Below are 19954 nucleotides of genomic sequence, written 5' to 3' on the forward strand. Positions count from 1 at the left end.
ATGCGAACCTTATGACTGTCCGAGGACAAAGCGCCATTTTGGGCGCTGCTGTTTTATGTGCGGGCCTGATTGGTCAGACCGCCTTGGCCGATGGGCAGTTGAGCCATCGCGATGATCTGTCAGAGCAGGACCGGACCAAGGTTTTAAGCGTCCTTCCGCTCGCCGATGATTTTTCCAAGGCAGAGACCTTTGAACAGATGCAGGGCGGTGCCGGTACGTCCCGCAAGCGCATCAACCGCGATGCTTTTTCTCATGCCACTGCAAATCTGACGTTCGAGCAAGAGCAAAATTTCAAGGTTGGCAACGGGCTTTTCAAAAAGCTCTGGGCCTCGTCGCCCGCATCCACCAAAGCGTCCGACGGGTTGGGCCCACTTTATAACGCACGCTCCTGCCAGGGGTGCCACCTGAAGGATGGCCGCGGGCGGCCGCCGCGTCCGGGCGATGAGGCGGTTTCCCTCTTCCTGCGCCTTTCCATTCCGCCACAAACCGATAAAGAACGGGCGGCTCTTCAGGACAAAAGACTGCTCCGCATCCCAGAGCCGACATATGGCGGGCAGTTTCAGGTTTTTGCTGTCCCAGGGCTTGCCGGGGAAGGCCGTTTCGACATTGAACACGAAGAGATCGTGGTGCCGCTGAGTGGCGGCGAGACGGCTATCTTGCAAAAGCCCGTCTATAAGATCCGGGATCTTGGATTTGGCGAGATGCATCCCGAAACCTTGATCTCACCGCGGGTCGCACCGCCAATGATTGGTCTCGGTTTGCTGCAGGCGATTCACCCTGGGGATATTGAAGCCTTGGCGGATCCTGATGATGTGAATGGAGACGGGATCTCTGGCAAAGTCAGCCGGGTTCGGGACGGCCGGACAGGAGAGCTCACCATCGGCCGGTTCGGCTGGAAGGCGTCCAACCCGAACATCCGCGATCAAACGGCCGGCGCCTTTTCCGGTGATATTGGCATCAGTTCACCGGACAGGCCGGACAATTATGGCGATTGCACACAACGCCAGACCGAATGCCGGATTTTGCCGCATGGCGAACAGGCGCATCTTGGGGTGTCGGAAGCGCCTGATCCGGTCATGGAATTAGTGACATTCTATTCGGAGAACCTGGCAGTTCCAGCCCGGCGCGATGTGTCTGACCCGAAAGTACTGCGCGGAAAAGAGCTGTTCTATGAAGTTGGCTGCGCCAAGTGCCATCAGCCGAAGTTTGTCACGCACCGGGATGCGGAAACTGAGGCGCATCAGTTTCAGCTGATCTGGCCCTATACGGATCTCTTGCTGCACGACATGGGCGAAGATCTGGCCGACAACCGCCCGGTTGGCGATGCGACCGGCCGCGAATGGCGGACACCGCCGCTTTGGGGCATTGGCTTGACCGAAACGGTCAACAATCATACCCGTTTCCTGCACGATGGCCGGGCGCGCAATTTGCTCGAAGCCGTTCTGTGGCACGGCGGGGAAGCGGAAGCTGCCCGAAATCAAGTGGTCGCCATGGAGCCGGACGACCGCGTCTCTCTTATCCGGTTTCTGGAGTCCCTGTGATGAAGCGAATTCTTGTCTCCGCGGCTGCGGCCCTGATGACATGGCCGGCAGTTGCTGCTGATCTTACGCAGCCGATCGAGAAGATGATTTCCGGTTACATTCAGCCTGAGACCAGGGTTTTTGCTGATGTTGCGACCCGCTTGCCGCTGGCGGTCAAAGAGGCCTGCCAAGCACCGACGGATGAGGCGAAGTCAGATTTCAAGTTTGTTTTCTCAGATGCTGTTGGTCAGTTTGCCCGCATCCATTTTCTACGGCTTGGCCCCCTGATTGAAGACGACCGCATCAGCCGTCTCGCCTTCCAGCCGGATCCACGTGGCATTGCGCAAAGGCAGATCCGCAAGCTCTATGGGGCTCAAGATGAGAGCGTAAGGACGGCGGAAAGCCTGTCGGAAAAAAGTGTGGCTTTGCAAGGCCTGACAGCGCTTCAGTTGGTTGCATTCGACAAGACCGGCGCCGTCGTGCTTGGCGAAGAGGGGGAGCGCGGGGACTTCACGTGTTCTTATGCGCTGGCGATCTCAGAGAATGTTGCCGGCATTGCCCGGGACGTCATGCTTTCCTGGTTCGATGCGGATGGTTTTACGAAAACGCTTCTGGAAACCGGCGGCAGCAACGCCCGTTTTCAGACCGACAAAGAAGCCTTGGAAGATGTGTTTCAAACGCTGTCCACGGCGCTGATCGTCGTTCGGGATCAAAACATTGCGCCAGCGCTTGGAAGCTCGAAAGAAAAGGCGAGGCCAAACCGGATTCCGTTCTCCCGGTCCGGCAATGGTGTTGTGTTTCTGACATCCGAAATGAACGGCATTCTGGACGCGATCCAGAGCATGGATCTTGAACCCATGATGCCGGAGGAACATGCCTGGCTGATCGGGTCGATGACCTTCGAGTTCGAAAACGCTTTGAATACTCTTGGTAACCTCCAGCCGCCATTGCGTGAGAGGTTTGAGGCATCTGGCGCCTATGGCCAGTTGTCGCTCTTGGTCATTTCCTTGAATTCCCTTCAGCGGCTTGTCGGTGAGCGGGTCGCGGGCGCGTTGGGACTTGCGGGAGGGTTCAATGCCCTTGATGGCGACTAGGCCGGTCGAGTTTTCCAGGCGCGGATTTTTAACCGCGCTGGGTGGACTGGCTGCGCTGCCGGTGTTTGCGGGATCGGGTCTCGGGGCGGGTTTGCTGAGCTCTTCATATGTCCCGCTCTTTGCCAGCGCCTTCAAAAACTCTGCAGGCGGGTTTGGCATTGCGGTCCTTGATGATTTGGGTCAGATCCAGGCGGAAATCTCACTGCCGGGGCGCGGTCACGGCATTGCGGTATCCGCTACGGGAGATTGTCTCGCCGCGTTTGCCCGCCGCCCGGGAACATTTGCGATCGTTGCCTGGCCATTTTCCGGCCGGCCAATGCAAACCATCATTGCTGCGCCCGGTCGGCATTTTTACGGGCACGGCTGTTTTTCCAAAGACGGGCGGCTTCTCTATGCGGTGGAGAATGATTTTGAGGCTGCTCGCGGTGTTGTCGGCGTCTATGACGTGAGCGGAGAGACTATCACCCGACTGGGCGAATTCGACAGTCACGGCATTGGCCCGCATGAGGTTCTATTGAGCCCGGATGGCAACGTCCTTATTGTTGCGAATGGCGGGATTGAAACGCATCCCGACTGCGGGCGGGAAAAGCTCAATCTGGAGACCATGTCGCCCTCTGTGGTTTTCCTGGATGCCAAAACCGGTGACCTGCTGGCAGAGCAATGTTTGGATAAATCCCTGCATCAGTTGTCTTTGCGGCACATGGCTTTGGACGGGGCTGGCCGGGCCTGGGCTGGTGGGCAGTTTGAAGGCTCGAAGACAGACACCCCGCCGCTGGTTGCCGTCATTTCAAGAGATGAAGCGCCGGTTTTGTTGGACCTGCCCGAGAAGCTTGTGGGCCAGCTTGGAAACTATATCGGGTCTGTGACAGCCACCACAGATCGAAGTGTCGTCGCAACATCAGCGCCGCGTGGCGGCAAGACCTTGTTCTGGAATGCGGAGACCGGAGACTATCTTGGCCACCAAAACATCTCTGATGGGTGCGGTGTCGCGCCTATTGATCAGGGAAGTTTTCTGATCTCCGACGGAAATGGTGGCGTTTCCTATCTCTCAGATCCAGGAGAGCGGGCGGAAATACTGGCCCGACCCGCAGGTTTTGCGTGGGACAATCACATGACGGCTCTTCGGATCTAAGCTTACCAAATCGGTCCAGCCGAACTTGCCTTGCAACGGAAATTCCTGATAAACCGCCGTTTTTCCACCTTTTGTCAAAATCTACCGGCATGTTGCTGGTCGGTTTGGTCTACATTGTGGCGATTCGCCACGAGGAGACATTGATATGCAACGGCTTTTGATCGGTCTGGGCAGCTTCCTGTTTCTGGTTGTCACCGCTCTTCTTGTGGTTCCGTTTTTCCTGCCCAAGGATCAGATCAAGCAGCAGGTGGTCCAACAGATCGACAACCGCTTCGGTTGGCGTGTCCGGCTCGATGGCCCTGTTTCATTGTCACTGTTTCCCGGCTTTCAATTGACAGCTGAAGATATCGGTATCTCCGGTGCCGCTGGCGCGGACGGTATTGAGTTCGCCAAAGCCAAACGCATGGACTTCGGTCTTGCCTGGTCTGGGCTACTGTCGGGCAATGTGAAAGTTACCGGCATCGCACTCGACGAACCGCTGATCTATCTCGAGAAAAACGCAAACGGCGCCACCAGTTGGGCACCGCGCCGGTCATTGGAAGTTCTGACCGGCGAGGCAGAAGAAAGCAGCGCTCCGGCAGGTGATAGCGCGCAGTCCACGCCGGACAGCGGTGCAGATAACGCTGCGGCTGATGCCGGTGAGGGATACCTGGAGAGCATTGGTGTCGACAGTCTCCAGATCACCAACGGCGAGCTGACCTACATTGATGCCACAGCAGATCAGAACTTTGTCATTCAGGCCCTCAATCTGTCCCTGACTGCCCCGGATTTGACCGGAGATGTCCAGCTTACTTCCGATTTCCAATTTCAGGACGTTCCTCTCGAGGTTTCGGGCACGTTGTCCAACCCGCTGGGATTGGCATCCGGCGACCAGGTGCCCGTCGATTTGGCTCTGACTTCGTCAGAAAACTCCATCACGATCAAGGGGACCACAGGACTGGAGCCGGTCCGTGCTGAACTCGCGATCGCTGCGTCAGGACCGTCGTTAAAAACTCTAGCCGCGCTGGGCGGACAGTCGCTCGATGCAGATCCAGGCGCTTACCAGTTTGATGCACAAGTGCGGGGCTCTGAAGCAGCGGTCTCAGTGTCAGATCTCCATCTGGTATTGGGCCAACTTTCCCTTGGCGGTGCGGCCGATGCGGATCTCTCTGGGTTGGTGCCGGAAGTCTCCGGTCGGCTTGTCCTGAAAGACGGGTCGATTGCGGATTTGTTGCTTCTCGCCGGTCAGGAGCTGCCGGCAAGCGGGCTGTTGAGCGCCGATCTGGCATTTGAAACGGTTGGCCTGACAGGTGAAGAAATGCTGGCCGGACTAGACGTCAACGGATCGGTCAACATCTCCGAAGGTGAAATTGGCGGATTGGGCCTCGCAGATGCTGTCGGCGGCGACCCGGAAGCCGACCGGATTACCGGACTGTCTCTTGCTCTAGAGATGCAAGGACTTGAAGCCCCACTGTCTGCAAGCGGTGCACTGACCTGGCGCGGAGAAGGGTTCAGTCTGACTGGTGAAGCCGATACGTCCAAATTGTTGGCAGGCCAATCCGGTGCAGTTTCTGTTTCCCTTAAGGGCAATCGGTTGAGCGTTGGATTTGATGGGTCGGCGCAACTGCCAAGCACCGTGGATGGCGCAGCTCGGGTTCAAACGGCTGATCTTCGAGGTTTGATGGCCTGGATGGGCCAACCCTTGGCGGCAGGTGGTGGCTTGGGCGCGTTCAGCGCCTCCGGCATTTTCGGTTTTCAAGGGGGTACGATTTCGTTCGAGGAGACACGCTTCACGCTGGATGAGACCTCTGGCGAGGCCAATGGCCGTGTGACCCTCGGCGGCAAGCCAACTGTGACGGCGCGTCTTGATTTGCGCGAGCTCGTCTTGGACCCTTACCTTGGCGGCGGATCAGCCGGTGGGCAGCCCGCGGCTCAATCTGGCAGCGGCAGTGGTTCGGCACCAGCGGCGGCGGCACCTCCGGCGGGCAAATCCTGGAGCACAGAGCCGATCGATTTTTCGGGCCTGAGAGCTGCGAATGTCGACTTCAAGGCAACTGCAAACGAGATCCGTATGGACAAGATCCGGATTGGACAAAGCGCCCTCTCGGTTGCGATCCAGGATGGCGTTCTGACGGCGGATCTTGAGAAACTGTCGCTTTACGACGGCACAGGCACGGGCTCCGTCAGGCTGAATGGCGCAGCTGCAACACCCGCATTGTCGGCAAAGTTTGATCTCTCCGGCTTGAATGCCTATCCGCTTCTTCGGGATGCGGCGGACTTTACCTGGATTGAAGGCAAAACGCTCATTGGCCTGGATGTAACAACGTCAGGTGCCAGCGAGCAGCAAATGGTTCAGAACCTCAAAGGCACCGCCAGCTACATGTTTGAAGACGGCGCAATCCGCGGGATCAATATTCCGCAGATGGTGCGCAGCCTCTCAGTTGAGACCTTGCTTGGATGGCAGGCGAGCCCCTCCGAGGAGACAGATTTTTCGTCGCTTGGGGCTTCGTTTCAGATCGAAAACGGAATTGCGACCACCAGTGACCTGTCTCTGATCGGGCCGTTGATCCGCATGAGCGGCGGCGGCACCACGGATATGCCCAATCAACGGCTGTCCTGGCGGGTGGAGCCAAGAATTGTGGCGACATTGGAAGGCCAGGCCCCCATGCCGCGCCCGAAAGGCACCGACAAGAAAATGGCCGGTCTGGGTGTGCCGATCGTGGTGGATGGGGCCTGGAGTGATCCGCGCATTTATCCTGACATTGCAGGCATTTTGGAAAATCCGCAGGCGGCGTACGAACAGTTGGAACAAGTCGGTGGTGAACTGATTTCGATCTTGAAGGGCGAAGCGGATGTGCCGGAAAGCCTGACCGACACCGCCAATCAGGTGATCCAACGGGCCACTGGTGGTCAAACCCAGATCGACATCGAGAAAGTGATCGAAGGCGACGTTGACGACGAAGACGTCCTGAAGGCCGTTGAAGAGGGCTTTGGGCTGCCACCCGGCTTGTTGGGCAACGTTTTCGGGCGCCAGAAGGCGCAAGAGCCGGAGCAAGGCCAAGGCCAGAACTAACTCTAGATCTTGAGTGCCGTCATCATTGCGGAAACCGCCGTCTCTATGGTGCCGGTGTTTTCAATCCGGATGAGGTTCGGAACGTTCTGCGGTTCCAGATCCGCGCGTTTCAAACGTTCTTCGATGTCCTCACGGCTTTCCCGGCCCCGGGCAGCAAGGCGTTCTGCCAAGATCTCAACTGGGGCGGTGATCAGAAGGACGATCGCCGTTTCATATTTGTCTGAGGCTTCTTGCAATACCTTGCGGGATCCGTTGGCGATCACCGTTTTGCCGTCCCGAATTACGCGGTCATAAGACTGGGGTACAACATACCCCAATCCATGGGCTTCCCAGGACAGAGCTACATTGCCGGTTGAGACAAGGGTCTCGAAGTTCGACCTGGTAAGTGTGTCGTGATCTTCAGAACTGGCATCGGCATCCCGGGTGACCGCGCGCCGGGCAAAAACAACGCTGTCGTTGCCCACCAGGCGGTCTTTCAAGGCGGCCATGAGCGTGTCTTTGCCTGCCCCGCTCGGGCCGACCACGAGAACCATCCGTCCCGGGCCGAGTTTTTCCTGCGCGTGCATTTGAGCGTCAGGCAACACGGCGGCCTTCGCGCCAGACACCGCGCACGATCGGCACATTACCAACCAGCTTGACCTGAATGAGATCCGCCCGTTTGCTGGGCTCCAGCACACCGCGGTCGGAAAGACCAATGGCTTTCGCCGGAGTCGACGTTACCGTTGAAACTGCTTTCGGCAGGGTGATGCCATCGATCTCGTCTGCAAGCTGGAACGCAGCCTGGAGTAGGGATGCCGGGATGTAGTCCGACGACAGAACATCAAGGTATCCGGCTTCTGCGAGTTCGCGGGCCGATACGTTGCCGGAATGGGAGCCTCCGCGCACGACGTTCGGTGCGCCCATCAAAACGGCCATGCCGGCCTCATGTGAAGCCTTGGCAGCTTCTACTGTGGTCGGGAATTCGGCAATTTTGGTGTTCAGCGCAATGGCTTCATCAACATGGGCAATGGTCGCGTCATCATGGCTGGCAATTGCGATTGTGTTTTTGTCCGCATGTGCGGCAATCGCCTTGCGGTTGCCCGGGGTGTTCTTGTCGGCCCTGGCTTTGCGCATTTCAATGAATTCGGCCATCTGCTCGTCGGTGAAGCCGCGCTTGCCCTGATAGTAGCTGATGTAGGAATCGAGCGACACGAACTGGCGCTGACCGGGTGTGTGGTCCATCAGGGAGACCAGCCGGACACGGTCATCCCCATCAAAGTAGTTGTAGGCCCGGATGACATCCGGCGCGGAGACTTCGCAGCGCAGGTGGATATAGTGATCGGCCCGCAGTCGGTTTTCCTTCTGACCCGTTTCAATCGCATCTGCGAGGGCCCGCATGTCCGCGACCTTCATGGTGTCGTTGCTGTCGTCATCCTCATCCATGCCAACACGAAGGGCGTCAAACACGGTTGTTATGCCGGCACAAGCGATCTGGGCATCATGTGCCTGAACGGCCGCAACAGGGTTCCACCGGACCTTCGGCCTCGGAGCATAGTGTACTTCGAGGTGATCGGTGTGCAGCTCGATCAGGCCCGGCAGAAGGAAATCGCCTTCACAGTCGTGCCCCACGGCCTCAGTTGCTGATCCGATATCGGAAATCAGGCCGTCCGGATCGACGGTCAGAGAGCCGTTGATCACGTCTTCCGCCAGAACCAGCTTGGCATTTTTGAAGAGTTTCGGATGCGTGCTCATGAGACTTCCTCGTTGGAGTTTGCCAGCGTGTTTTTAAGCGCAGCGATAGGGCTTTGCGGGCCCGTCAGTTCAAATATGCTGTGGACGTCAAACGCGGCGCCGCGTTCTGGTTCGACATAAAGACCGAAGTGGCGGCAGGTAAGCGCTGAATTGGTGACGGTTTCAAAATGCGTTTCTGCGCTCCGTGCCAGGAGTGCAGCCTCTTCGTCGTCCCCCAGCTTGTTGGACAGCGTCATGTGAAAGCGGAACTCGTCGAAAACATATGGATAGCCCCAGGTCTCGACATATGCGTCCTGTTTGGGTGTGAGATTTGCTTGCCGCCGCCGGTCCAGATCCTCGGCGCTCAAAGGCGCGCGGAACGGTTCAAACTGGCGCACACACAGAGACGCAAAGGCTTCCAAATCTGGCTCTGCCTGAGCCGGGGTCAGCGCGAGGAACTGGCCAAGTTGATTGACGCTGAGTCCCTTCAGATCGAAGGGAGACACTGTCTTTGCAAAACCGGTGCAGGCAGTGATCAAGGCGTCTTCGGTTGTATCTTTCGCAAGCGAGAATGGGGCTTTCAACGTGCCATGAAATCCGTACCGCCGGGGGCTGGTGGTCAGATCTTCGAAGCGAGCGGGATCCAGGCCCGGAATCGAAGGTTGCTGCAGGCGTGATCCGGTGAAGGGATCACGGCCCAACCAGGTGTTGCCCAGCTGCATGAGCGGTGCGTCAGCGTCGGCTGCGAAATAGATGGCGTAGCGCATGGAAAAAGTCGCGAATTAGGAGACCGGACTTGGCCGAAGCAAAGCCCATAACCAGAAGCGATGACTGTTCTGTGACATGCCACCGCTCCCGGCAAGTTATTTCGGTTAAGCAGCCAAGTCAGCGCTGAAGCTGGTGACGTCGATGATCCTGTCGGCGATTTCCTGCCGGACATCCTCATCGTGCAAGATTCCTACCATGGCAACGCCTTTGGCTTTCTTCTCTTCCACCAGGCGAACAACAACGGCGCGGTTCGCGGCGTCCAGTGACGCGGTGGGTTCGTCTAGGAGAAGGATCGGGTAGTGCGCGATGAAACCCCGGGCAATGTTGACCCGCTGCTGTTCGCCGCCGGAAAAGGTAGCCGGTGGCAATTTCCAGAGCCGCTCGGGAACATTCAGCCGGGAGAGCAGGCTGCGCGCCGTATCAAGCCCTTCCGCTTCGCTTGTCCCTTGGGCAATAAGTGGTTCGGCAACCACTTCCTCGGCAGACACGCGCGGAATGGTGCGCAGGAACTGGCTGACATAGCCGATTGTGTTGTCCCGTAGCCGCAAGACCTGGCGCGGCTCCGCATCTGCAACGTTGATGATCTCATCACCAACAGTCACCAGGATCTGGCCCTGATCGCAGCGATAGTTGCCGTAGATCATTTTCAGGATCGAGCTTTTGCCCGCTCCGGAGGGGCCGCCAAGGACCACGCATTCGCCGGCCTCGACAGAGAACTCTACGTTTTCGACAACCGGGATCACCGTGCCGCCCTGAAGGTGCATGGTGAAGGACTTGCCGACACTGTTCAGATAAAGACGCACTGGCATGATCAGACCTGCAAAATGGAGGAGACAAGCAACTGGGTGTAAGGCTCACGCGGGTCGTCCAGAACCTGATCGGTTAACCCCGCTTCAATCACCCGGCCGTGGCGCATCACCATGATCCGATGCGACAGCAGACGGGCGACCGCCAGATCGTGGGTCACGATCACAACTGACAAGCCGAGATCAGCCACAAGGCGGCGCAGAAGATCGAGCAGCCGTGCCTGGACGGAAACATCGAGGCCGCCGGTCGGTTCGTCCATGAAGACCAGCCGCGGATGGGTTACAAGATTTCGGGCAATTTGCAGCCGTTGCCGCATGCCGCCTGAGAACGAGCGTGGATCATCGTCGATCCGGTCACTGGCGATTTCAACCCGGCCCAGCCAATCATCTGCTGTCTCGCGGATCTTGCCGTAGTGCCGATCGCCGACCGCCATCAGCCGTTCGCCGACATTGGCGCCGGCAGAGACGTTCATGCGCAGTCCGTCGGCGGCATTCTGATGCACAAACCCCCAGTCTGTGCGCATCAGCAAGCGGCGCTCGGCTTCTGAGAGCTGATAGAGGTTCCGCATCGATCCATCGCGCATGCGGTATTCGATAGCGCCGGCAGTCGGGGCAAGGCGTGTCGACAGGCAGTTCAAAAGGGTTGTTTTGCCTGAACCGCTTTCGCCGACAATGGCCAGTACTTCGCCGGGCCAAAGATCGAAGGAGACGTCGGTACATCCGATCCGGTCTCCGTAGTAGCGGGTTACATTATGGACCTGCAGCAGCGGGTCGTCAGCTTGAAAGACGTTCATCGGGACGCCTCCTCTGCGTTTGTGCCGTGTCCGCCGATTTGCTGGGCCGCCGGGTTTGCGGCCATTGGTCCGACATGCCCTGCGGCGCGCCGTTCTTCGCAATAGTCGCTGTCTGAGCAAACGAACATGCGCCCGCCCTTGTCATCGAGAATGACCTCGTCGAGATAAACATGCTCCGCGCCGCACAGTCCGCACGGTTTGTCGAACTTCTGGACCTCGAATGGATAGTCCTCAAAGTCGAGGCTCTTCACTTTGGTGTAGGGCGGGATCGCATAGATGCGTTTTTCCCGGCCCGCGCCATAGAGCTGTAATGCGGCCATTTCGTCGATCTTCGGATTGTCGAATTTCGGTGTTGGCGAGGGATCCATTACATAGCGGTCATTGACCATCACCGGATAGGCGTATGTGGTGGCGATGTGGCCGTTCTTGGCGATGTCCTCGTAGAGTTTCACGTGCATGAGACCGTAGTCTTCGAGGGCATGCATCTTGCGGGTTTCCGTTTCCCGCGGCTCCAGAAACCGGAGCGGTTCGGGGATCGGGACCTGGAACACCAAGACCTGGTCCTCCCGCAGTTCCTTTTCCGGGATCCTGTGGCGGGTCTGGATGACGGTGGCTTCAGAAGTTTCGTAAGTCGTGCGCACATTTGCCGTCTTTTCGAAGAACCCGCGCAAGGAAACGGCGTTGGTCGTGTCGTCCGAGCCCTGGTCGATCATCTTCAGGCAATCATCCTTGCCAAGTATCGAGGCCGTTACCTGAACCCCGCCAGTGCCCCAGCCATAGGGCATCGGCATTTCGCGCGAGGCAAACGGTACCTGATATCCGGGGATTGCGATGCCCTTCAGGATCGCGCGGCGGATCATACGTTTTGTTTGTTCATCGAGATAGGCGAAATTGTATTCACCCTGATCGAAAATCAGAGCCGTGGCGTTCATTGTGCCGCCCTCCGTTCATCGAGAATTTTGCGATAGCTATCGAGCCGCATTTCCAGTGTGCCGGTGTGCAGCTCGAACAAATGATTGTCGGCGTCGTAGAAGTAGATGGACCTGCCTTCACCTTCGACGCGATCGCGCGGCGGCTTGAATTCAAGGCCGAGCGATTGGATCGCGGCAAGCCGGGCCTCGAAGTCCTGTTCTTCGATCTTGAAGGCAACGTGATTGTAGGTGCGCTCGGAAAGTGGTGCGCCTTTCATGATTGCGATCCAGACATCGCCGACCAGGAAGAACTTTTCCTCCGACAAGGAGAAGGTTTCCTGGCCGCTGTCGTAGACTTCTTCTGCTTTCAAGACATCCGTCAGGATGCTGGTCATCTTGTCCAGATCACTGACGATGAAGGTCATATGGCTGAGGCCACTGCTCATTCCGCAGCCTCTTTGGCAGAGGTTTCGGCGTCTTCGCGCGCCCGTTTTTCGAACCACTCGCCGCGCATGCGGCGCACCAGATCGAGTTCGGCCTGGAAGTCGACATAGTGCGGGAGTTTCAGGTGTTCGACGAAGCCGGTCGCCTGAATGTTGTCGGAATGGGAGAGAACGAACTCACCGTCCTGGGCCGGGGCAACCTGTTCTTCGCCGAGTTCTTCCCAGCGCAGGGACCGGTCAACCATGGCCATGGACATAGCCTTGCGTTCAACCTGTCCGAAGACGAGGCCGTAGCCGCGCGTAAAGGCGGGCGGAGCCTTCGCCGATCCAGCAAACTGGTTGATCATCTGGCACTCGGTCACCTTGATTGTGCCAAGGGTGACGGCAAAGCCGAGTTCTTCCGCGAAAAACTCCACTTCGACCTCACCGTACCGAATTTCACCGGCAAAAGGGTGCGTGCGGCCGTAACCGCGCTGCGTGGAGTACGCGAGCGCGAGCAAGAAACCCTCGTCGCCCCGTGCGAGATTTTGCAGGCGCAGATCCCGGTCTGCCGGGAAAGACAGCGGGTCGCGGGTGAGATCGCCCACCGGCGCGTTTTCATCGGCTGCCGGGTCCGGTTCAATGAGGCCTTCATCTCCAAGGAGATCGGTGACACGCGGCATCGGTTCGTCTTCGACCGGAGCCGTTTCCGCATCAAGGTCCCCACCTTCAGCGGCCAGCGCAAAATCCAAAAGCCGGTGGCTGTAATCGAACGTCGGGCCCAGCATCTGGCCGCCCGGCAAGTCCTTGTATGTGGCCGATATCCGGCGTTCGACAAGCATTTTTGCCGTATCGACAGGCTGGCTGTAGCCGAACCGCGGCAGCGTTGTCCGGTAGGCGCGCATCAGGAAGGCGGCCTCGATCAGGTCGCCGCGCGATTGCTTGATTGCAAGAGCAGCGAGCGTTTCATCGTAGAGCGAACCCTCTCCCATTACCCGCGCCACCGCGTGTGACAGCTGTTCAGAGATTTGCTCCAGTGTCAGCGCGGGAACGGAGGTGTCACCGCGGCGCCGCTTGGCGGTCAGCTTGTGGGCATTGCGGATGGCCTTTTCGCCACCCTTGACAGCAACATACATGGGCTCAGGCCTCCTTTAGAGTGACTGAGGTGGAGCGGGGAAGGGCTGCGATGGTGTCTTTGCCTGTGAAGATCAGATCGATGCCGCGTGGGAACTGGGCGTTGTTGGAAATGACCTGATCCCAGAACACTTGCGGCACTGGACCTGTTTCAAACGTTTGCGTGTCCTTGATGCCGGGCCCTTCGAGCACAACACCGTCTGCGTTGTTCAGGTTTTGGCCTGTCAGGATGAGTGTCGTGGACGTGTCCGGGTATTCCGCCGAGCCCTGATTGAAGCTTGCAAGCGGCAGCATGTTGGCCGGATCTGCGATCAGGGCAAAGGCCGCCTCGACAGGTTCGCTTACGATTGGTGCGCCCGTGTGAAAGCGAAGGAAGGCCTTTACGCTCTCGGATTGTGCAAGCTGTTTGTCGAGCCAGACAGGTGTGTCATAGTCGAACAGGGTGAGCGCGATGGCCGCGGCTGCTGGTGTCAGCGGCGCTGGTGGTGTGAGATGGGTTTGACCAAGGACCTGAAGCGTTCCCGGTCGCGCCATAGCGTTCATAATGGTCCGGAAACACCCTTGTGCGTCGTGAACAGGATCTGCAAATCCGGCGGCAAGTGCAGCGGTTGCGGTCATCAGTTGTCTCCCCGCACCATCGTGAAGAAATTGACTCGCGTTGCTTCGGTTTCCTCGCGGACGGTGGTTTTGCGCTCCGTCTGGCTGTTCGAAAGCGGGCCGATGATGTCCGTCTCGATTTGCGCCCGCGTCTTACCGTGCTGCCACAGGGCGTCAATGACGGCCGATTGCAGAGCCTTGGTTTTGTCGCGGCCAAGTGCGTAGGCGCTGCCGGTTTCTCCGCTGTCGAGGCGGACAACGCAGCGGGTCACAGTCACTTCTCCAAGGTTGAAGGGGCTTCCGGTTCCGCCCATCCGGCCACGGACCATCACCAGACCCGTCTCCGGCTGGCGCACAAGTTCGTAAGATGGTGGCGTCAGGCTATTGAACTTCTGGTCTAGGATTTCGGCTGGAGCCTGGGCGAGAATGGCAAGGTTCTTCTGCCGGGCGGCTTGGTCGCCGGCAATTGTGGAAGACGGTGTGGTCTCGGTCATGAACACGCCTTTGTGTTTGTTGGCCGCTTTGAGAGTTTGAGGCAGGTGCGTGAGCGGGTTGTAGACTCAATTTGTCTATTTGTATAGACAAATAAACTTATTGACTCTTGAGTAGCGAAATTTGATGACGAGCGCATGACAGGACAAAGCAAACTGGACCGGGCTGCAGGCATTGCCGTTTGGCGCCAGATCATGGAAATGCTGAAGGGCGAAATCGCCGCCGGTGGCTACGAAAAAGGCAGCCGCCTTCCGCCGGAATCCGAGATAGCGTCCCGGTTTGGTGTGAACCGGCATACGGTCCGCCGGGCTATTGCTGCATTGACGGCAGAGGGGCTTTTGCGCGCTGATCAAGGCCGTGGAACGTTTGTGGCGAGCGCTCCGCTGAGCTACCCGATCAATGCCCGGACACGGTTTTCGGAGATTGTCTCCGGCCAGGACCGCTCGCCAAGCGGCCGCTTGATTGGATCAGAAATCGAAGATGCGGATGCGTTGTTGGCGCAGCACTTGGAGGTTCCGCTGGGAACACCGTTGATCCGTCTCAAGACCTTACGTGTTGCCGACAGTGTGCCAATGATGGTGGGAACCAGCTGGCTTCAGCAGGCCCGGGTTCCGAATTTGGTGGCCGACTATGCGGAATGCGGCACCATTACCGAAGCTTTGCGCCGGGGCGGCATCAAGGACTACAGCCGGCGGGAAAGCCGGATTTCTGCGGAACTGGTCGATACCGAAGATGCTCAGCAGCTTGGCATCGCCTTGGGGCAGCCGGTTGTGGTCATTGAAAGCGTTAATGTCGACCCTGATGGCCGTCCGCTGCAATACACCCGCACACGCGCTGCTGCTGACAGGATCCAGCTCGTTGTGAATGGGGAATGATGTAAGCGGCTGGCCCGATCAAAAGCGAGACCGTTTTCGTATCGCACGCATCTTGGCCAGATAAAGCGGATAAGCTGCCGTTTCTCGAAGACAGGCATAGAGCCATCTGTTGAGTGGTGTCTTTGAAACGGAACGTCCAGGGCCAGAACCTGCCGCTGAAAATCCGAGCGTTTTGAAACACAAAACCGCCCTGGGAAGATGATACCGGTCGGAGACGATCAGAATATTTTCAAGCTTCTCCCGTCGCAAGATACGCGCGGAAAAGACGGCATTCTCCAAGGTGTTGCGTGACCGTGTCTCGGTGCGGATCGCGCTTTCCGGGACACCCAAGACGATCAGCTCGCGTTTCATGACCTCAGCTTCTGCCGGGGGATGGTTTCCAAGCCCGCCACATCCAATAATAACCGGCGCCGCGCCGGCTTGATAAAGCTCGGCTGCGTGTTTGATCCGCCTGAGAAGTGTCGGGCTGGGTCGCCCGCCTGTCCAGACCGCAGCTCCCAGCAGGACAATTGCGTCGGCTGGCGCCTGTGGATGTTGTCTTGGTTGCATCTTTGTTTGCTTACCTTGCTCGCAAACTATGGGCAATTATTTGCGAGGTCAGTCCGCTCACGCTCTTTCGTTTCCCTGAGCTGAAGGGGCTGTTCGACTTTGGCTCACGAAACCGTGAGGCTCAGAAATGGCTCAAGTCTTGGCCGTGGCCTCGGAAATGTCCCGATCTGCATTATATCCTGCGGTAATGCGCTGCAACAATGTGTGGCGTCCGACTTTTTCCGACCGATAGGAGGATATTCATGGCAGTCGATTTCTCCCGCCGGACCATTCTTGCAGCTGGCGGTGCGGCAATTGTAAGCAGCGCTTCCGGACTGATTGTTCCTGCGCAAGCAAAAGGTGTTGCCCCGACTCCGTCGATGCGCGGCGGCGCCAACAACTACCGGCCTGGAGCGCCGATCGTGGACCGAATTGGCGGCGGCGGCTTCTGGATGACGGGAACTGTGCGCCGGGCAGGTGACGGCGCGCCATTGGCGGGACAACGGATCCAGATTTGGGCACATACGACGGAAGGACATGAACGGGATCCGGAGAGCCACGGCGCTACTCTCACCGACGAGAATGGTGTGTTCCGGCTTGAAATGCCCCAAATTGTGCCAGCCTTTGGCCAGCCGCACGGGCACCTTGCCTATGACAGCGGTGACTTTGAAACCGTGTTTTTGCGCCCCGTGATGCCGAGTTCTCAAGACAAGAGCCTTGAAGCGCATTTTGTATTGAACCCGGCATAGCAGGCCGCGTTCGGAATGAAACCATCCCAAAAGGCCATTCTTTGGGGTCTCATCGGCACAGTTGTGATTGCTCCGCTGGTGGCGGCCGCTTTTAGCCCTTTGCTGGCGTGGCGTGACCCGATTTACATTACCTCCGGTTTCGCCGGCATCCTGGCGATGGCCTTGATGGTTTTGCAGCCGCTCCTGGCAAGCGGATCGTTGCCGGGGGTGTCTCTTGCAAAGAGCAAGTCCGTCCATCGCTGGGTTGGGGGGATGCTGGTCTTGATGGTGGTCCTTCACGTTGGCGGATTGTGGGTCACCAGCCCGCCGGATGTCGTCGATGCGCTTTTATTCAGGTCCCCAACACCCTTTTCCGCATGGGGTGTCATCGCCATGTGGTGCATCTTTGCAGCCGCGCTCGTTGCGGTGCTGCGGCGGGGCCTTCGTTCGCGTCCGAAAACCTGGCAGAAGATCCATTCGACCCTTGCATTGGGTGTTGTGGTGGGCGGCTCGGCTCACGCGTTTCTGATTGAAGGGACCATGGAGCCCGTCACCAAGGCAATCCTCTGTGTTGCCGCGGTTGTCGCCACCCTCAAGGCAATCCGGGATCTCAGGATCTGGTCCGGGCGCGCGGTTGCCAATCCCAAGACACAGACCCGGCGCGTCAGATGATCCGGTAAAGCGTGTCGTCCTTGCGGATGACATGATGCACCAGGACTGCGCCGATATGGATGGCGAACAATCCAAGCAGTATCCAGGCGCTCCATTCGTGGACTGCTGAAAAGATTGGTGCGATATCCGGGCTTTTGCCGATCGGGCTCCATACCTCAACAATGCCGAACCACTTCAGCGGAAAACCATGCGCATTGGTCGCAAGAAAACCCGACACCGGCATGAGAACCAAAAATAGATACAAGAGACCGTGTACCGCTTCGGCGGCATATCGCTCAAGCGGGGGAGCCTCGTGGCGCGGCGGTCTGTTCAGCCAGCGGTTTCCGACCCGGATCAGCATGAGCCACAAAACAAGAAACCCGATGCTCTCGTGCAAGAGATAGAAATCGAGCACAACATCTTTCTTGGCAAACCCAATCATCAGCCCCAGCGGCCAGGTCAGCAGCACAAGCAGCGCGATTGCCCAGTGCAGCAACCTGGAGGGGGCGGCATAGCGATTTTGGGTGCCAATGGCTGCCATGATTCATCAATCCCGTGATTTGAAAGTGCCTATCAAGTCTGGTGTTTGCATATCAGTCGGAATGCAAAACTAGTGTGATAAACAACACGTGCACGGGACATGCCCGCCGATTTGCGGATGATACTCTACGACCAGAACTTCGGCACATCCTTGGTCGCATTCCAATAACCCCGGGCGTGCTGCCACATGGCTTGGCTCTGGGCTTCATGCCAGCCTATCGTGAATCCGATGGCTTGTCCGGCGGTCAACGCATTCTTGCCTGTCACATTGCTCATTTCGGGGAGACGTTCGGCCATGGCAACATCATTGAGATAGCCGAAGATATCCTGCAGCCGTTTCATCCGCTTTAGAAGCGGTTTGACCGTATCTTTCGGGTACAGGCTTCCGAAAAACTCAATGCCATAGCGCAGCTTCTTCATGGCCTTGCGCATCTCGTGACGCTCCGGGATGGTCAACTCGTCCAGACGCTTGCCGTACTTGTTGACCTTTTTCCATTGTTTGGCGAGGGCTTGAGCTGCAAAATCCTCGATTGGCTGCGCCAAGAGGCGGCTTTGGTCAAAGTTTTCCGGATCGAGCCATCCCCGGCCTTCTGTGTAAGCCGCCAGATCGAGCAGGAACGCGTTCACCTCTGCTGATTTTAGATGGGTGACCAGTGCGGTGCGGGTGTCCTTGCCGCGGGATGCATGAAGATCGGCGAGCAGGGCGTCGAAGGAAATGCTTTCAGGTGCTTTGTCCACGACCGGTTCGACGATCTCGTCAATCAGAACATCGAAATCGCGCAAGGCACCGGCTTCGGCCGCGATGGTTCTGGCCAGCTGGTCCAGCGGCGTCATGGTCGCCGGATTGAGGGCTGGCTTGAACAGCCGGAATGCACTGCGAAGCCGGCGCAGGCCAACCCTCAGCTGATGCGGCCCTTCCGGGTCTTCACTGGCGAGAACTGCTAGGCGGTTTTCTGCAATCTGCGTGAGGCAAGACCGCAGCACATCTCGGAAGGCATGTTCCACGGTGATGCCTTTCTCAAACACCACGTTTTCAGCAAAGAAGGGAACGGCTTTTACGTCCGGTTGGCCTTCGGCGAACCGGTAGCCGCGTTCGGCCTTGCTGTAAGGTGAAAAGCGGAACGGCACATCATTCAGGAGCTGTTTGGCAACCTCAAAAAGCGCAGCGCTTGGCCCAGCCTTTAGTTCCATCTCCAGCTCCACCAGCGGATGGCTTTCCGGCCCGGCAAGAATGTTGCCAGTGTCGAAGGCAAGTTCGATATGGGCACCATCGGTCTCCCGGGTCAGCTGGCGCGTTGCGCGCTTCATGACCGTTTCAAAGTACTCGGAAACACCGGCGTTGCCGATCGTCTCGACAAGTTTTGCGCGCACGTCAGCATCTTCAATGACAGAAAAATCGAGCGCGCGTCCGGAAACAGGATGTTCGGCTTCGATCGGGGAAGACAGGCCGCCCATGACACCTGTTCCCAGCTTTGCGGTTTGCACCCAGCTGCGGCCGGATTTGCGCACACGCAAGGAGATCTTGGCTTGGCGCAGGGCCTGGTCCGGCGTGTCGAAATAAATGGACTGCAGGGTCTTGGTGACCGATCGGGAGGCGGTAAAATCCTTGAGTGCGCCGGACCGCTTGATCTCGTCCTGCGCTGCCGGGTCCAGTTCGAGTTTGAGCTCGATTTCGCGTGCTGATTTGGTCATGGTGAAGATGTATCGAAAGGTAAAAAGCTTGTCTAGAAAAAGCGCACAATTTGCGCCTTTCTTCGCCGGCAAAACTTCTTAAAGTTGGTCAAGCGCATGCAATCAGCGCAGTGACCCGCGCACTGTTGGATCACCTTGCGGCCCAAGATTGCAGTGTTGGCGCCAGAGCCAGAGCTTGTGTCTGCCTCCGTCTGAGGTCTTCGCTCAATTTAAACAAGCGCCTTAATGCTTCAGATTTGCAGTTCAAACGGTGCAATGATGCCGCGGCTGGTCAGGTCAATGCTGACTTAAGACGGCCCTTCGAAATGATCGTGGATAGTTTGCGGATTTGAGGCGTATCTCTGCTTGCATCGGCACGGGGGCGGTGATATTCACGCACCTCGGTGTCAGTTGCCCCTCTGGCGGAACTGGTAGACGCGCGGGATTCAAAATCCCGTTCCTTCGGGAGTGCCGGTTCGATTCCGGCGGGGGGCACCACTTTTTCTTGCTTTCTTTCCTTTATTCGGCT

The 19954-nt window shown here is 57.9% G+C and carries 20 protein-coding genes and 1 tRNA gene; 8 read left to right on the forward strand and 13 right to left on the reverse strand.

Going from position 1 to position 19954, the window contains the following annotated elements:
• Positions 1 to 11 precede the first annotated feature (11 nt).
• The 4 genes from RBB44_RS20640 to RBB44_RS20655 all read left to right on the forward strand — a co-directional run bounded on the left by RBB44_RS20640 (position 12) and on the right by RBB44_RS20655 (position 6798).
• On the forward strand, positions 12 to 1541 hold the full coding sequence (locus tag RBB44_RS20640) for a di-heme oxidoredictase family protein (protein ID WP_306149752.1): 1530 nt from the start codon (positions 12 to 14) through the stop codon (positions 1539 to 1541).
• The gene (locus RBB44_RS20645; protein WP_306149751.1) at positions 1541 to 2614 is read left to right on the forward strand and encodes an imelysin family protein; all 1074 of its coding nucleotides are present in this window, start codon (positions 1541 to 1543) and stop codon (positions 2612 to 2614) included. The genes RBB44_RS20640 and RBB44_RS20645 overlap by 1 nt, the downstream gene beginning before the upstream one ends.
• Positions 2595 to 3746, forward strand: coding sequence for a DUF1513 domain-containing protein (locus tag RBB44_RS20650; protein WP_306149750.1), 1152 nt, complete (start codon positions 2595 to 2597; stop codon positions 3744 to 3746). The genes RBB44_RS20645 and RBB44_RS20650 overlap by 20 nt, the downstream gene beginning before the upstream one ends.
• Before the next feature lie 145 nt (positions 3747 to 3891).
• The gene (locus RBB44_RS20655; RefSeq protein ID WP_306149749.1) at positions 3892 to 6798 is read left to right on the forward strand and encodes an AsmA family protein; all 2907 of its coding nucleotides are present in this window, start codon (positions 3892 to 3894) and stop codon (positions 6796 to 6798) included.
• 2 nt (positions 6799 to 6800) lie between these two features.
• On the opposite strand, the gene phnN is transcribed toward RBB44_RS20655, so the two are convergent.
• From phnN to phnG, 10 genes are all read right to left on the reverse strand, one after another.
• Positions 6801 to 7382, reverse strand: a complete 582-nt coding sequence (gene phnN, locus RBB44_RS20660) for a phosphonate metabolism protein/1,5-bisphosphokinase (PRPP-forming) PhnN (protein WP_306149748.1) — start codon at positions 7380 to 7382, stop codon at positions 6801 to 6803.
• Complete coding sequence (locus tag RBB44_RS20665) at positions 7372 to 8529, reverse strand: alpha-D-ribose 1-methylphosphonate 5-triphosphate diphosphatase (protein WP_306149747.1); 1158 nt, start codon at positions 8527 to 8529, stop codon at positions 7372 to 7374. The genes phnN and RBB44_RS20665 overlap by 11 nt, the downstream gene beginning before the upstream one ends.
• A complete protein-coding gene (locus tag RBB44_RS20670) occupies positions 8526 to 9275 on the reverse strand; it encodes a DUF1045 domain-containing protein (protein ID WP_306149746.1) in 750 nt (249 codons plus the stop codon). The genes RBB44_RS20665 and RBB44_RS20670 overlap by 4 nt, the downstream gene beginning before the upstream one ends.
• A 105-nt stretch (positions 9276 to 9380) precedes the next feature.
• A complete protein-coding gene (gene phnL, locus RBB44_RS20675) occupies positions 9381 to 10085 on the reverse strand; it encodes a phosphonate C-P lyase system protein PhnL (RefSeq protein WP_306149745.1) in 705 nt (234 codons plus the stop codon).
• Positions 10086 to 10087: 2 nt separating this feature from the next.
• On the reverse strand, positions 10088 to 10876 hold the full coding sequence (gene phnK, locus RBB44_RS20680) for a phosphonate C-P lyase system protein PhnK (RefSeq protein WP_133952478.1): 789 nt from the start codon (positions 10874 to 10876) through the stop codon (positions 10088 to 10090).
• Positions 10873 to 11808, reverse strand: a complete 936-nt coding sequence (locus RBB44_RS20685) for an alpha-D-ribose 1-methylphosphonate 5-phosphate C-P-lyase PhnJ (RefSeq protein ID WP_306149744.1) — start codon at positions 11806 to 11808, stop codon at positions 10873 to 10875. The genes phnK and RBB44_RS20685 overlap by 4 nt, the downstream gene beginning before the upstream one ends.
• Positions 11805 to 12233 carry a FosX/FosE/FosI family fosfomycin resistance hydrolase gene (fosX, locus tag RBB44_RS20690; protein WP_306149743.1) on the reverse strand — a complete coding sequence of 143 codons (429 nt, stop codon included), beginning with the start codon at positions 12231 to 12233 and terminating at the stop codon, positions 11805 to 11807. Before fosX ends, RBB44_RS20685 begins: the two co-directional genes overlap by 4 nt.
• On the reverse strand, positions 12230 to 13345 hold the full coding sequence (locus RBB44_RS20695; RefSeq protein ID WP_306149742.1) for a carbon-phosphorus lyase complex subunit PhnI: 1116 nt from the start codon (positions 13343 to 13345) through the stop codon (positions 12230 to 12232). Before RBB44_RS20695 ends, fosX begins: the two co-directional genes overlap by 4 nt.
• A gap of 4 nt (positions 13346 to 13349) precedes the next feature.
• A complete protein-coding gene (gene phnH, locus RBB44_RS20700) occupies positions 13350 to 13961 on the reverse strand; it encodes a phosphonate C-P lyase system protein PhnH (protein ID WP_306149741.1) in 612 nt (203 codons plus the stop codon).
• On the reverse strand, positions 13961 to 14434 hold the full coding sequence (gene phnG, locus RBB44_RS20705; RefSeq protein ID WP_306149740.1) for a phosphonate C-P lyase system protein PhnG: 474 nt from the start codon (positions 14432 to 14434) through the stop codon (positions 13961 to 13963). The genes phnH and phnG overlap by 1 nt, the downstream gene beginning before the upstream one ends.
• Before the next feature lie 135 nt (positions 14435 to 14569).
• Here phnG and phnF point away from each other — a divergent pair, with 135 nt between their 5' ends.
• Positions 14570 to 15307: a phosphonate metabolism transcriptional regulator PhnF gene (phnF, locus tag RBB44_RS20710; protein ID WP_306149739.1), complete on the forward strand. Its 738-nt coding sequence runs from the start codon at positions 14570 to 14572 to the stop codon at positions 15305 to 15307.
• An 18-nt stretch (positions 15308 to 15325) separates the two neighbouring features.
• On the opposite strand, the gene RBB44_RS20715 is transcribed toward phnF, so the two are convergent.
• On the reverse strand, positions 15326 to 15856 hold the full coding sequence (locus RBB44_RS20715) for a YdcF family protein (RefSeq protein WP_306149738.1): 531 nt from the start codon (positions 15854 to 15856) through the stop codon (positions 15326 to 15328).
• A 242-nt stretch (positions 15857 to 16098) separates the two neighbouring features.
• Between RBB44_RS20715 and RBB44_RS20720 the strand changes: the two genes are divergently transcribed.
• Complete coding sequence (locus RBB44_RS20720) at positions 16099 to 16584, forward strand: twin-arginine translocation pathway signal (RefSeq protein WP_306149737.1); 486 nt, start codon at positions 16099 to 16101, stop codon at positions 16582 to 16584.
• A gap of 15 nt (positions 16585 to 16599) precedes the next feature.
• The gene (locus RBB44_RS20725) at positions 16600 to 17235 is read left to right on the forward strand and encodes a ferric reductase-like transmembrane domain-containing protein (RefSeq protein WP_306149736.1); all 636 of its coding nucleotides are present in this window, start codon (positions 16600 to 16602) and stop codon (positions 17233 to 17235) included.
• On the opposite strand, the gene RBB44_RS20730 is transcribed toward RBB44_RS20725, so the two are convergent.
• On the reverse strand, positions 17228 to 17755 hold the full coding sequence (locus tag RBB44_RS20730; RefSeq protein WP_306149735.1) for a cytochrome b: 528 nt from the start codon (positions 17753 to 17755) through the stop codon (positions 17228 to 17230). The genes RBB44_RS20725 and RBB44_RS20730 overlap by 8 nt on opposite strands.
• A 125-nt stretch (positions 17756 to 17880) precedes the next feature.
• Positions 17881 to 19446, reverse strand: coding sequence for a CYTH and CHAD domain-containing protein (locus RBB44_RS20735; RefSeq protein WP_306149734.1), 1566 nt, complete (start codon positions 19444 to 19446; stop codon positions 17881 to 17883).
• Between the two features lie 392 nt (positions 19447 to 19838).
• On the opposite strand from RBB44_RS20735, the gene RBB44_RS20740 reads away from it, so the two are divergent.
• Positions 19839 to 19923, forward strand: a tRNA-Leu gene (locus RBB44_RS20740).
• Positions 19924 to 19954: the final 31 nt, after the last annotated feature.

It is taken from the genome of Roseibium sp. MMSF_3247, assembly GCF_030733765.1.
Classification (GTDB): Bacteria; Pseudomonadota; Alphaproteobacteria; order Rhizobiales; family Stappiaceae; genus Roseibium.